This is a genomic window from Cryobacterium melibiosiphilum (genome assembly GCF_003602235.1).
Classification (GTDB): Bacteria; Actinomycetota; Actinomycetes; order Actinomycetales; family Microbacteriaceae; genus Cryobacterium; species Cryobacterium melibiosiphilum.
The window spans coordinates 1-12,009 of sequence record NZ_QZVS01000054.1 but is presented as its reverse complement, the minus strand read 5'-3'; the positions used below and the strand labels follow the sequence as shown (position 1 = coordinate 12,009).

General features: G+C 63.9%; 15 protein-coding genes. 10 read left to right on the top strand and 5 right to left on the bottom strand.

Annotated features, from left to right (window positions below; all coding sequences use genetic code 11):
- The first annotated feature begins 175 nt into the window (after positions 1-175).
- The 4 genes from D6T64_RS22155 (at position 176) to D6T64_RS02820 (ending at position 4,835) form a co-directional block, all read left to right on the top strand.
- The gene (locus D6T64_RS22155) at positions 176-397 is read left to right on the top strand and encodes a hypothetical protein (protein ID WP_147364442.1); all 222 of its coding nucleotides are present in this window, start codon (positions 176-178) and stop codon (positions 395-397) included.
- A 279-nt stretch (positions 398-676) separates the two neighbouring features.
- Positions 677-1,315 (top strand): PadR family transcriptional regulator, encoded by a 639-nt coding sequence (locus D6T64_RS02830; protein ID WP_119971285.1) that lies wholly within the window; start codon positions 677-679, stop codon positions 1,313-1,315.
- Entirely contained in the window at positions 1,312-2,031 is a 720-nt protein-coding gene (locus D6T64_RS02825; RefSeq protein WP_119971282.1) for an ABC transporter ATP-binding protein, read from the top strand. Before D6T64_RS02830 ends, D6T64_RS02825 begins: the two co-directional genes overlap by 4 nt.
- 35 nt (positions 2,032-2,066) lie before the next feature.
- Entirely contained in the window at positions 2,067-4,835 is a 2,769-nt protein-coding gene (locus D6T64_RS02820; RefSeq protein ID WP_158594777.1) for an FtsX-like permease family protein, read from the top strand.
- A gap of 221 nt (positions 4,836-5,056) precedes the next feature.
- On the opposite strand, the gene D6T64_RS23090 is transcribed toward D6T64_RS02820, so the two are convergent.
- Positions 5,057-5,206: a hypothetical protein gene (locus D6T64_RS23090; protein ID WP_233550799.1), complete on the bottom strand. Its 150-nt coding sequence runs from the start codon at positions 5,204-5,206 to the stop codon at positions 5,057-5,059.
- On the opposite strand from D6T64_RS23090, the gene D6T64_RS02815 reads away from it, so the two are divergent.
- From D6T64_RS02815 to D6T64_RS02805, 3 genes are all read left to right on the top strand, one after another.
- Entirely contained in the window at positions 5,165-5,881 is a 717-nt protein-coding gene (locus tag D6T64_RS02815; protein WP_233550797.1) for an alpha/beta fold hydrolase, read from the top strand. The two genes, D6T64_RS23090 and D6T64_RS02815, sit on opposite strands and share 42 nt — an antisense overlap.
- A gap of 163 nt (positions 5,882-6,044) precedes the next feature.
- Positions 6,045-6,491: a hypothetical protein gene (locus D6T64_RS02810; protein WP_147364441.1), complete on the top strand. Its 447-nt coding sequence runs from the start codon at positions 6,045-6,047 to the stop codon at positions 6,489-6,491.
- Positions 6,488-7,081: a zeta toxin family protein gene (locus D6T64_RS02805; RefSeq protein WP_119971270.1), complete on the top strand. Its 594-nt coding sequence runs from the start codon at positions 6,488-6,490 to the stop codon at positions 7,079-7,081. Before D6T64_RS02810 ends, D6T64_RS02805 begins: the two co-directional genes overlap by 4 nt.
- A 527-nt stretch (positions 7,082-7,608) precedes the next feature.
- Here D6T64_RS02805 and D6T64_RS22150 read toward each other — a convergent pair.
- From D6T64_RS22150 to D6T64_RS22145, 4 genes are all read right to left on the bottom strand, one after another.
- Positions 7,609-7,812 carry a DNA-binding protein gene (locus tag D6T64_RS22150; protein ID WP_147364440.1) on the bottom strand — a complete coding sequence of 68 codons (204 nt, stop codon included), beginning with the start codon at positions 7,810-7,812 and terminating at the stop codon, positions 7,609-7,611.
- Positions 7,809-8,012 (bottom strand): hypothetical protein, encoded by a 204-nt coding sequence (locus D6T64_RS02800; protein WP_119971267.1) that lies wholly within the window; start codon positions 8,010-8,012, stop codon positions 7,809-7,811. The genes D6T64_RS22150 and D6T64_RS02800 overlap by 4 nt, the downstream gene beginning before the upstream one ends.
- A gap of 6 nt (positions 8,013-8,018) precedes the next feature.
- Complete coding sequence (nrdH, locus tag D6T64_RS02795) at positions 8,019-8,297, bottom strand: glutaredoxin-like protein NrdH (protein ID WP_119971342.1); 279 nt, start codon at positions 8,295-8,297, stop codon at positions 8,019-8,021.
- A 259-nt stretch (positions 8,298-8,556) separates the two neighbouring features.
- Positions 8,557-8,850 carry a hypothetical protein gene (locus D6T64_RS22145; RefSeq protein WP_147364439.1) on the bottom strand — a complete coding sequence of 98 codons (294 nt, stop codon included), beginning with the start codon at positions 8,848-8,850 and terminating at the stop codon, positions 8,557-8,559.
- A 264-nt stretch (positions 8,851-9,114) separates the two neighbouring features.
- Between D6T64_RS22145 and D6T64_RS02790 the strand changes: the two genes are divergently transcribed.
- From D6T64_RS02790 to D6T64_RS02780, 3 genes are read left to right on the top strand one after another with little or no spacing between them, the layout of a single operon-like run.
- Complete coding sequence (locus tag D6T64_RS02790) at positions 9,115-9,507, top strand: plasmid mobilization protein (RefSeq protein ID WP_119971263.1); 393 nt, start codon at positions 9,115-9,117, stop codon at positions 9,505-9,507.
- Positions 9,504-11,159 (top strand): relaxase/mobilization nuclease domain-containing protein, encoded by a 1,656-nt coding sequence (locus D6T64_RS02785; protein WP_119971260.1) that lies wholly within the window; start codon positions 9,504-9,506, stop codon positions 11,157-11,159. Before D6T64_RS02790 ends, D6T64_RS02785 begins: the two co-directional genes overlap by 4 nt.
- Positions 11,160-11,177: 18 nt before the next feature.
- Complete coding sequence (locus tag D6T64_RS02780) at positions 11,178-11,957, top strand: hypothetical protein (RefSeq protein WP_119971257.1); 780 nt, start codon at positions 11,178-11,180, stop codon at positions 11,955-11,957.
- Positions 11,958-12,009 lie beyond the last annotated feature (52 nt).

Below are 12,009 nucleotides of genomic sequence, written 5' to 3'. Positions count from 1 at the left end.
TCAGCGAGACTGAAGCTCCTTCATTACGAACCCACCGCTATTCTTCGAATTGTTCCCGAGATCGTCTTTGGCGCGTGCGCTGACTGTCGTGATCGTGAACGTCAAGCCGGCGGTGCTGCCCGCAAAAGGCTTTGCGTGACGGGCTGCGTGTACCCAAGGTGAGTACGATCGAGCCATGGCACAAATCGAGGATGATGGCCGCCCGAGCCTGGAACCCATCCGCTCGGCACCGGAGGATCCACCTCTGCAGGCACTGCTGCCCGGATTGGATCGACTCTCAAGGTCGTCATTTCACAAGGGAACGCTCAGCCGGCGGAGAATCAATCGTGCGATTCTCCTCTTTCTAGCTGTCGCGGGTGTGACAGGTGCGCTCATCACTGCAAGTGTTGTGCTCTGAAGGTTCCCAAGTGACACGTCATCGGCGCGCGCGGCCGTGGGTGGTTTAGCCCCAGATTTGTGGCGCCCTGTGGGACAGATGACGCTTGGCCGCATCCGTCACCGAGGGCGTGCAAGTGGAACGGTGAGTTACGCCTTAGCTTCCGCTTTTTCATGGGATTGATTGAAACCCGATCTGTGGCATCGATCCACACAGCCCAGCGCCCCCTCGATGCATGTCGGGTGTGTATATACTCGGCATGTAAGGACCGTGTTGGTCACAGGATCAAGGGGAGTCGTCGTGTCGGTACGTCAGAGTATTTTGGCCATTCTTGATCAGGGGCCGAGTTACGGGTACAGGTTGCGTGCGGAGTTCGAGCGTCGTACCGGTTCGACCTGGCCCATCAACGTGGGGCAGATCTACAACACCCTCGAGAGGTTGGAACGCGACGGCCTCATCGTGAAGGGTGAGACCGACGCGGATGGACACGTCTTCTACGCGATCACCGCCGCCGGCCATACGGAGGTGCTCGAGTGGTTGCGGTCCCCGGTGCCACGCCCGGCCACGACGCGGGACGAATTGGCGATCAAGCTGGCACTTGCGGTGACGCTGCCCGATGTGGACATCGTGGAGATTGTGCGGGTGCAGCGGATGTCGACGATGTCGACCCTGCAGCAGCTCACCCGGGCTAAAAACGCCGGCGATGATCCCGATTCGACGGATGAGCTCGCCTGGCTTCTGGTGATCGACTCCCTGATTTTCCTGGCCGAGGCAGAGATTCGGTGGCTGGACCATTGCCAGTCTCGGTTGGCTCGGGCGACGGCCAAAGGTCTCTCGGCCAGCGAGAATCCGGCGGCGCCGCGTCGGCGTGGCCGGCCGGCTCGCGCTGGCGAGGCCCCCGTCGACGAGCGCACGGACGACGCGGAGGTCCTCCGATGACTGTCGAGCTGTTGCGGCTGGACGGGGTGTCCCGGCAGTATGGGCGCGGCGAGACCGCGGTCACTGCTTTGGCTGGTATCGATCTGACGATCAGCGCGGGGGAGATGGTGGCGGTGATGGGGGCATCCGGTTCGGGTAAATCGACGCTGCTGACCATTGCCGGCGGCTTGACAGCGCCCACGTCGGGGGAAGTCGTGATCGATGGTCAGTGGATCAGTGCGATGACGGCAAAACAGCTGGCTGTGCTGCGCCGGCGAACGCTGGGTTTCGTGTTCCAGGATTTCAACCTGATTCCCGCGCTGACGGCCCTTGAGAACGTCACGTTGCCCTTGGAGCTGGATAGTTGGCGCAGCCGTGATTCGCGCCGGGCCGGACTGGATGCCCTCGCGTCGGTTGAGTTGGCCGATCGGGCGGGCGCCTACCCCGATGATCTCTCCGGGGGGCAGCAGCAGCGGGTCGCGATCGCTCGTGCCATTGTCGGGCCGCGCAAGCTGATTCTGGCGGATGAGCCGACCGGGGCGTTGGACACGCAGACGGGTGAGGCGGTGCTGCGGATGTTGCGTCACCGGGTTGATGCGGGCGCCGGCGCGATTCTGGTCACCCATGATGCGCGGCATGCTGCCTGGGCTGATCGGATCGTGTACCTGGAAGACGGCCGCATCGTGGGACAGACGTCGGTCGGATCTGCCGACGATCTCCTGGAAGCTGGTCGATGATGCCGGGCAGATTGAGGATGGCCGGCCGGAGCCGGTTGGCCCCGTTTCGTGCCGCATTGCGCTTCGCGCGGCGTGACGCTTGGGCGGCCAAGGCCCGCAGCGCTCTCATCGTGGCGATGGTTGCGATCCCCATCGCCGGCCTCAGCGGGGTCGCGCTGGTGGGGATGAGCATGATCCCGACAATTGACGAAACCCTGGCCGCCGAACTGGGCCAGGCCGATGCCCGTATCAGCGTCGTCAGCAGCCCTGACGCCTCCCTCATTCAAAGTCCTACCCGGCCCGACTGGCACCAGGTTGAGATGGACCCGGCCGGGATGCCGGTCAACACGCAAGCGGATGCTGCGCTGGCCGATCCGACGTCCCTCATCTCGGCCGGTGCGACGCTGATCCCCATCCGCTCGGCCGACGTGACCATCGAGACGGCGACCGGTATCACCGGAATGAGCGCCATCGAAGGTGAGACCTGGAACGTAGGCTTCGCGCCCAAATACACACTGGTTTCTGGACGCGCCCCATCCGCTGACGGAGAGATTCTCGTCACGGCCGCCGCGCTGGAGAGGCTCGGCACGAACCTGGGGGAGACGGTGTCGCTGCGCGACCCGGAACGCCCCGCCACCGTGGTCGGGGTGCTCGATGGCGCGGAGTACGCCGACGCGAGCCCGGCCGTGTTCGGAGCGCTCGGCACCTTCACGGGAGATCCCGAACCGCGCAGCGGGGAGGACGACTTCTACCTCTTCGGCCAGCCCTTGGACTGGGAGGCCGTGCAACAGCTCAACCAATCTGGCGCGGTCGCCCTGTCCCGCTCCGTGGTGTTGAATCCGCCACCCGCGGGGACGTATGCCCTGCAGCAATCCACCGACCTGCAAGGCGTCGCGACGACCGTCGTCACGTTGACCACGGTCGGCGTCATCTTCGCGGTACTGGAGATCGCCCTACTTGCCGGGGCGGCGTTCACCGTGGGGGCGCGACAGCAACAGCGCACGCTGGCCACCGTCGCCAGCGTCGGCGGACACCGGCGCACGCTGTTCCAAATCGTGACCGCCAGCGGCCTGGTCCTGGGACTGGGCGGCGGCATCGTCGGCGCGGTGATCGGGGTCGCTGGCGGCAGCCTGTTCATGACCCTGACAGCGGACGGCAGTGCCGTGCAGTACTGGGGCTACCATCTGTCGATTCCGGCACTCGTGGGGATCGTGCTGTTTGCAATGGTGATCGGCTGGATCGCCGCGGTGCTGCCCGCATGGACGGCCTCCCGCATGGACGTGCTCGCCGCTCTGCGCGGAGCACGCCGGGCGCAGACCGCGCCCCGGACCCGGCGTCGCTGGGCCGGCCTGTTCATCATTGCGACCGGTGTCGCGATCACCGCCGGCGGCGCCTGGGCGGGAACGGCCAGTTTCACCGCCCCGGGCGTGATTACCAACACTTCCCTTTATCAGCTGGCCATCATGCTGGTGCTCTTCGGTCCTGTGCTGGCGCAGGTCGGCGTACTGCTCGTTGCGCCGGTTATCCTTGCCTCTCTTGCTCGAGTCGTGGCGCGGGTGGGGTTGGGGGCGCGGCTGGCGGCGCGTGATGTGGTGCGCAACCGGTCCCGTTCCCTGCCCGTGCTCGCGGCGATCATGACCACAGTGTTCCTGGGTACGGTACTGCTGGCGTTCTTTGGCGGGTCCGACGAGTCCAATCGGGCCAGCTATGACCGCTGGAATGCCGAAGGGCAACTGATGGTCGAGCTGGACGCCTGGGCCGAGGACGGTACTCAGAGTGTGTATCCAGTCGGCCCGGAAGTCGCGACGATCCTCACAACGCAGCTCGGCGCCGACGAGGCGAGCGTGCTCTCCGGGGTGCGGTCCGGCTCAACCGGGCCAGCCGACACCACGGCCCATCCCACCGTCGCATTGCGGCCCGAGGTCAGCTGCGAGCTTCAAAGCGGATCCAACCCGGCCGGCGCCTGCAACGCACCCTTCTGGCTGTTCTCCACCGGATCCACACCCCAAATCTGGACCGGAAACCTCGACGACCTCGCCCTCATCCTCGATGACGACGTCTCCCCGAAAGCACAACGCACCCTCGAGGCCGGCGGAGCGGTCTCGCTCTACCCGGAATATGTGCAGGATGACGGTACCATCCAGATCGAGTGGATGCCCGCATCCGCTGCCACCGATGCTGGCAGCACAGCAGACGTGGCGGCGATCTCGACGACGGCAGTGCCCGCAGTGGTGCAGGAACCCGCCCATCCGATCCATTTCAGTGTGTTCATGCTCGACCGGGCGGCGACCTCGCTAGGGATGGAGTCGATACCGTACCGGGTGCTCGCGTCCTTCGCGACTGTTCCCGACGCGGCCGCGCAGGATCAGCTTCGGGCCTCGCTCGGGTCGCTGACTGGCGGTCCCGAACTCGTGGCCCGCTACGAACGCGGACCCGACAGCACCATCAACACTTCCGGCTGGGCGCTGGTGGCCGTCGCCGCCTTGGTGGCCGTCGCCGCTGCCGCGGTCGCTCTCGGTCTTGCCCGGGCAGACGGTCGGCGCGACGACGTCACGCTCAGCGCCGTCGGCGCCAACCCGGGCCTGCGCCGAAGCGTCGGATTCTGGCAAGCTGTGCTTCTCACCGGAACCGGTGCCATGCTCGGCGGCGCGCTCGGACTTCTCGGCCCCGGGATGCTGGGCCTGGTCGCTCTGATGCCTTTCGCCCCGCCCTGGCCACAGCTGTTGCTCCTCGTGGTCGGGCTCCCGCTCGTCATCGCCGGCGGCAGCTGGCTGCTGACTCGACCCGCACAGTTCGACGAACGACTGCAACGCACCCTCGCCTAAAGGAGGGCCGTCCCGTTTGGGGTTCCTCTTGCGGGCAACCCTGAGACCTAGGCGCCGCGCAGCTCGTCCATTGCAATCCGATTCATATGTGAGGTGTCTCGCAACCTCCGTGTGTCGAAACCCATGGGATACAAGACACTGCGTGCAGGGGGATTTAGAAGAATGCCTTCTCCTGTGCCGTGTACCTTCGAGTGATGCCAAGCTACGAAGGCTCCGACGGGTCACCACTTCACTACGATGACGTGCGTGGCGGAGGGAGCGGTGGCGAAAAGGAACCGATTGTTCTCCTTGCCGGAGGAGCTGCGCGCCACCCCAGTTATCTTGGTGACCTGGCCGGGCTCAGCGAGCGGCACCGCCTGATCGTTCCCCACCTGAGAGGTGTGGGACGCACAGCCATGCCCCATTCGGAAGAGCGTGGGTCTTTCTGGACTCAAGCCGATGACATCGAGCGCCTGCGCATCCATCTGGGTCTGCAGCGCATGGTGTTGGTAGCGCATTCTGCCGGAACGAGATTGGCCCTCGCCTACGCCGCGCAGTTCACGCGGAGCGTTTCCAGATTGGTGTTGATCACGCCTCCGGCGGCATATCTCGTCGACGAAGCATCCGATACAGGCACAATCAGCGAAAGACGGCACGGCGACTCGGACTTCGAAGCCGCATTGACGGCGTTGGTTGCAGGGCCGCAAACGAACGACGACGACGGGTACAACGCCTGGCAGCAGGAGTCAGCGCCGGCCGGATACGCGAGATGGGGCGCGAAGGAACGAGCCCACGCGCAAGTCGGGCGCTGGAGCCTGGCCGCGACAAAGGCGTATTTCAGTGTCGACCCACCGAGCGACCTTGCTCCGCGGCTGAGACAAATTGCAGCACCCGTGCTGGTACTTGCCGGAGCTGAGGACTGCCTGACCGGACTTGCCCCCGTGACGGCGCTGGCACGCCTCTTTCCCTCCGGGATAGCCGTGGTGATCGAGAACAGTGGGCACTACCCGTGGGTTGAACAGCCGGCATCCTTCAGGGAAGCGATCGACGCGTTCCTCAAGCCGTAGAGGGCTCTTTGGGACATGAGTGAGCAGGCACCGCGCAATTCGCCAATCTGTCAGTCGCAACGCTAAGTGGCGTTGTTTCGCAATTCATGGGTTGAGAGACGGCTCTAGACTTCCTCCTCTCAAAGTGATAACTTTAGTTATCGGAGGTATGAAGATGAGCACTATGGAGAAGCCAGCCGCGCTAGCGGAATTGGTGCGGGTCAAGGCGCGGCGCGACACCGTTGATTTGGACTATTTGCGTGCTACCCGTGCAGCGGCGGAGAACGCGAGCCAGCGTGAGATTGCGCGTATCTTGGCCTTGTCGCAGCCGGCGGTTAATAAGATTCTTGCGCGAGCCAAGGGCATCGCTGATCTGCGTCCGACGTTCCATGGGGCGACTCCGTTTGAAATTGCTCAGCGCTATTCCGGGGGTTTCATTGATCGCGCCCAGGTGATTGATGAGTTGGCGCGGTGGCCGTATCTGCCCAAGCCCAAGGCGGACGAGTTCGACGACGTGTGGGAGCCGGGTGAGGGCACGTGGTATGACGTCGAGGAGGCGCTGCAGCAGGGCCTGATCGACGGTGAGATTTACGAGGCCGCGCAGTTGCGCCGCCATGCCGGGAAGCAATGACGCCCGATGAGATTGAGCGCCATGAGAGCCACCTGAGCGAGTTTTCCCGCTCAGGTGGTTCTTTGCGTGCCGACGCACCGAATGCCACGATCAACAATCCGGCGTGGTTCATCGACGGTGACCTCACCTTTGAACGACAGCAGTTTCATGCGCGCGTGCGGGCGGCGTTTCGTGAGAAACAGCCGAATGTCTTGACCGATCGCAAGGCGATTGTGTTGGCGGGTCCTCCGGGCGCGGGCAAGTCGACAGTGCTTGGCCAGGTGATCGCGGCGGCCGGAGGCAGCGCTGATCAGTGGCGGGTGATTGATGCGGATCATTTCAAGGACGTTTTGCTGCGCGAGGCGATCGCGGATGGAAGCTACGAGGGCTGGCTCGTTCTGGATGATGTGCGAGTGCTCCATGACGGGGGAGAGCGATTCTATCCTCGAGAGCTCGCTTCTCTGGTGCACGATGAATCCTCGCAGCTGTCGAAAGGCGCTCGCGCGGATGCGATTCGATTAGGCGATCGAATAGTTCTTGACACGGTCCTGTCGAACCCTGAAACGGCTGTGAAGATGGGGCGGATGCTCGAGCGGGCCGGGTACGTGTGACGGTGGTTGAGGTGGAAGTGAGCTTGAACGTGTCGCGTGATCGAACGCGTGATCGGTGGTTGCGCGGGTATGTCGAAGCTGAGCGTGGCGCTGCGGGTTCTGAACTTGGCGGTCGGTGGGTGCCGTCGGCATATCCGGAGTCACTTTTTCCGAACGGTGCAGAGCAATCGACTTGTTTGGACGCCGCGACACGGTTGGCCACGGAGAACGGCCATGTGACGCGGTTCGAGCGTTACCAGGTTGTGGATCCGAGCAAGCCGTCGCCGGAGAAGATTGATGTGCGAGTCCGGCTTTCGGCTGGCTCGTCGCTACTCGATGAACGGGTTGCCTTGACTGCAAAGCGTGCTCTGGATGGGACTGCCAGTGGTCGTCCGCGACGAACGTCGCCACGGACGAACCGGGATCCCGGGCTTTCCCGGTAGTTCGATTCGAACCCCTATCGGGGTGCGAATTGAGCGCGGCAGCGCGACCGTCAAGCGGGACTTGAAGAGGGCCGCTGACGATCGCGCCGCAGCGGAGGCATCGGCTCAGGTGCTTGCGACCGAGGCGGCAGACCAGGCCACGGCGGCCGCGGAGTAGCGCACCAGGTTCCCGCCGAGCGAATGGAATGCTGGCCCTGTTCCGTTTCGTCGCCAGTGGCGCAGCTCGTCGAGTGTCGTGCCGAGCGCTTGGCTTGTTTCTTCCGGTGTTAACAGAATCTGTGATGCTGCCGGGTTGGGTGTGGTGCTCATTGCTCTGTCTCCTTGGTCAGGGTGTCGATGATGGTCACGTAGTCGGTTCCCGTGATGGTGAGTGTGCTCGCTAGGGCGTAGCCGAAACGCCCGTGGGCGCGTAGGTCATCGAGGCGTTCTGCGACCTTCCGTGTTCGCGTTGGGTGCTCGGTGTCGCTGATGGGCAGTGTCGTTTGTAGGGTGCTGAATTCCATCGTCATAGCGCGTTACTGGCCGCTCTCGCTCACCTGTTTGTCCGCCGGATCGAGGATGCGCGCAGCTGCTACGGCGGCGATTTTGTCGGGGCGGAAACCCGACCAGCTCGCGGTCTCGGTGATGACGACCGGTGCGGATGTGTGGCCGAGTTCCTTGACCAGGTTGACGGCTCGTTCGTCGTTTGCCAGGTCGACGAGGACGTAGGTCACTCCGGCGGTGTCGAGTGCTTGTTTGGTCATTGTGCATTGGACACAGTTCGGCAGCGTGTACACGGTGAGTGGTGCGTTCATGGTGTGGTCNTTCATGGTGTGGTCCTCTCTATAACCCCATTGCCTTTTGGCGCACGCCGATTTACAGCGTCAGGGGTGAATTGGCCAGGGACCGTGGAATACCGGAGGGAGCGCAGCGAGTGAGGATATGCCGCGAAAGCCCTTGCCAAGAGAGGAATGGTGCGTACGATAAACAGCCGAAAAGGCAACGGAGTTGCACGAAGAAGCCCCGTCGAGCTGTGCTCGACGGGGCTTGTTCGTTACAGATAGGAGCCGGAGGCTACACCTCAGTGTTTGGAACGGTGACCAGGGGAGTGGTACGTCGTTTGCGTGCCTTCGGGGTGGACTGGCCGGGTGCTTTGACGCCTGTAGCGCGGAGGTCCTTTTCGCTCCATCCAGAGGTCAGTGCTGCACTCCAGGCGTGCTCGTGTGCCGCCGTGGCTTCCTTTAGTCGTTGGTCTGCGATGTCGTACTCGTTGCCCGCATCCGCGAGAACGCGGACGGTTTCAACGCGGGCGTCGACGTTCGCTTCAATAATTGCCCGCGCACGGGCGGCGGCATCTTCTGGTTTCACATTCGCATCGCTGATGCCCTCAGATTAACAGGCAACTACACCTCACGAACGTCGTCCTTTCGCATTTGCAGGAGCTCCGTTGCACGCGCGTTCGCGCCGTTCAGACGAAGTTGAAGCGGAGCAAGCTATAGGGTTAGGTGCCCTAACCCGCTTTTCCGGTGGACGCTTTGCGTTTCCTCCGGCATACTTGGCGTATGGTCCCCACATTTTCGCGGGTTCGCTGCGCTGGGCCAGGTGCTGGAATGCGGGGGAGGCGGTGACGAGATGGCAGATAAGAATGAGCGGCGTTTGTTTGGTCGTCAGCGTCGCGCTAACGTCGATGTTCCGCGTGATCGTCGGTACACCGTGAAGGTGAATGCCGAGGAGGATGCCCAGTTGCGTGCACGGGCTGTGGTGGCTGGGGTGACGGTGTCGCGGTTGATGTTTGAGTCGGCGATGAATGCGCATATTGAGACGGATACGTCGCGGCAGGAAGTGATTGCGGAGTTCTTCGCGGTTCGACGCCTGATGGCGAACGTGGCCAATAATGTGAACCAGTTGGCGAAGTACTCGAATACCGAGAGTGTGTTCCCGCAGGATGCGGAGGCGATCGTCGCGGAGTATCGGGCGATTGTTCCGCGTCTGAGCGATGCTTTGGATCGGTTGGCCGAGTCATGATGCCCAACATCAGGCGTGGCGATCGAATGGGTGGCCTGATGGTTTACCTTGCTGGTGATGGGCGTCATAACGAGCATGAGGATCAGCACCTCGTTGCTGGCGATTCCGCGATTATGACGATGTATGGGTATGACGTCCTGGACAGGGTGACGGCGTTGAAAATTGCCCACGACCTGGACGAGCCGCGGACCCGGTTCGGCGTCGAGGTGACGCGTGTTGCACAGATCACGGACCCGGAGACGGGCGAGACGGTATCAACCCGTGTCGGTGCTGACGTGTGGCATTGCTCACTATCGTTGCGTGCCGAAGAGGGTCAGTTGAGCGACGAGAAGTGGGGCGCGATTGCGCAGGACTTCGCGGATCGGATGGGCTTCACCAACGTGAGCGGTAAGGCTGCGTGCCGGTGGGTGGCGGTGCGTCACGGGTTGTCGACGAACGGTAACGACCATGTGCATTTGGCCGTTTCTTTGGTGCGTGAGGATGGCACGAAGGCGACCACGCACAATGATTTCCGGCGGGCCCAGGAGGTGTGTCGCGATCTCGAAAGCGAGTACGGGCTTGAGCAGTTGGAAAGTCGTGGGTTGGGGCTCGGGGAGCGTGGCTTCAAGCCGGCCGAACGTGAACGTGCCGGGCGGGCCAATGCGGCTGAAATTGCTCCGCACAAGCTGGAGCGCACGGTCCGGGCGGCGGCAACGGCGTCGGTCGATGAGGGCGAATTCGTGCGTCGCCTCCGTCAGGGCGGGGTTCTCGCCCGGCCACGCTACGCGGCTGGCCGGGACGATGTCGTGGCGGGCTATTCGGTGGCGATGCGACCAGTCGAGGGATCGCGGCCGATTTGGTACGGAGGCGGGCGGCTGGCGCGCGACCTCACGTTGCCGAGGCTTCGGGAGGGCTGGCCTGACAGTCCGCAGACTGCGCAGGGCGCGGTGGAGGAATGGCGGGCCACGGCGAAGAACCCGTGGCAGTACCGGCCCGTCGCGCCGGGGCGTGAGGAGCACACCCCGAATCCTGAAATGTGGAAGCAGTTCAGCGACGAGATTGGTCGACTTCGCGACCAGCTGCGCAGTGTCCCCGTCACAGACCGGGCCACGTGGGCGCACGTCGCACGCGAGACGGCCGGCGCGTTCGCGGCGTGGTCGCAGCGGGCCGAGGCAACACCGGGCCCGCTCGCTGAAACGTCCCGTCAGTTGGCTCGGTCTGCGCATCTTCGGGCGCATGAGTCACGGCCGAAGCCGGTACAGCTGGGGTCGGCGGCGAACGCCGCGATGATCCTCATGCAAGCTGCGACGGGAGGCCGCGGCACGATGGCTGAAGCGATCATGCTTCGCCAGCTGGGACGCACCGCGGTAGCAATCCTTGACATGCACAGCGCCAACGGCGACGCCCGCCGGGCCGAACAGATCGCCTCCGTCATGAGCAACCAGGTCGCCACCGTCCGCGACCGCCTGCCGGCAGTGCAACGACTTGGCAATCCGGCGGATAGCCGGCCAGAGGTAACGCCGGAGAACTCCCGCGTGGCCGAGGCCGTGCGGGTGGCGACCGACGGCCTGGCCGCTCCGCGATCAGGTTCGCCGGTTCCGAACACGTTGGAGCCCACCAAGCGCAAGACGCCAGCCACGCCACGCGAGCGTGACGGCCACGGAAGAGATTAAGAGAGCAGGAGAAAGATTATGGCCGAGGACACAGACGGGGTCGGCGAAGCCTTCGACGACCAGCTGCGGATAGCGCTCACCATCGCTTCGCAATTCGGGGAACGGATCGCCCGGCTGCGCGAACAGCTCGCCCGCCAGCGTGAAGCAGCAGCGACGCAGCAGACCCGCGAGCTCGAAGCACGCTTCGAAGCGGAACGCGGAGCAGCGCGCGCGAGCCTCGCACCGGTGCAGCAACCCGAATGGTGGGACCAAGCCACACCTGAGGACATTGCCGGCGCCCACGAAACCGCGACCGCCTGGCGCGACTACGACGACGTTGCCAACTCTGCACAGACACGAATCCGCGACGAAGTGCGCGAGCGATACGGTATCGACGTCGACGCACCAGGGGCCGACCCGGTGGCCGTCGCGGCCGCACTTCGCTCCGCCGAGCTTGACCGGGACCAGGCCCGCGCCCAGCGGGAACGTGCCGGCGAAGAACTCACCGCCTCACAGTTGCTTCTCGCTGACGTGAACAGGCGCGACGCCCAGGCCAACGAACTCGATCAAGACAACACTGAAACCGACCGCACCAACGATTCGGAGAGCCAGCGTCAGGCCGAGCAGCTGCACCTTGAAGCTGAGGTGAATCGCGGCACTAGCGGCCTCGACTACGACAGCTCAGAACGCCGCCGACAGTTCGCCTCGAGCCTTGAAGGCAAGGCCGACCAGAAAACCATCGACGCCCGCCTCCTCGCGGACGGCGACCAGGCTAAGCCTCGATCCACCGGTCGAGTTGAGGTTGTAGCGGCGCGTTAAACCGAGAATGCCACTCGGATCAGGAAAAATAGAACTTACTTAGGGTTCATTT

Coding starts and splice junctions, on each gene's coding strand:
- D6T64_RS22155 (WP_147364442.1), top strand. CDS start 176: ATGGCACAAATCGAGGATGATGGCCGCCCGAGCCTGGAACCCATCCGC.
- D6T64_RS02825 (WP_119971282.1), top strand. CDS start 1,312: ATGACTGTCGAGCTGTTGCGGCTGGACGGGGTGTCCCGGCAGTATGGG.
- D6T64_RS02810 (WP_147364441.1), top strand. CDS start 6,045: ATGGAGAAGCCAGCCGCGCTAGCGGAATTGGTGCGGGTCAAGGCGCGG.
- D6T64_RS02805 (WP_119971270.1), top strand. CDS start 6,488: ATGACGCCCGATGAGATTGAGCGCCATGAGAGCCACCTGAGCGAGTTT.
- D6T64_RS22150 (WP_147364440.1), bottom strand. CDS start 7,812: ATGAGCACCACACCCAACCCGGCAGCATCACAGATTCTGTTAACACCG.
- D6T64_RS02800 (WP_119971267.1), bottom strand. CDS start 8,012: ATGACGATGGAATTCAGCACCCTACAAACGACACTGCCCATCAGCGAC.
- nrdH (WP_119971342.1), bottom strand. CDS start 8,297: ATGAACGCACCACTCACCGTGTACACGCTGCCGAACTGTGTCCAATGC.
- D6T64_RS02790 (WP_119971263.1), top strand. CDS start 9,115: ATGGCAGATAAGAATGAGCGGCGTTTGTTTGGTCGTCAGCGTCGCGCT.
- D6T64_RS02785 (WP_119971260.1), top strand. CDS start 9,504: ATGATGCCCAACATCAGGCGTGGCGATCGAATGGGTGGCCTGATGGTT.
- D6T64_RS02780 (WP_119971257.1), top strand. CDS start 11,178: ATGGCCGAGGACACAGACGGGGTCGGCGAAGCCTTCGACGACCAGCTG.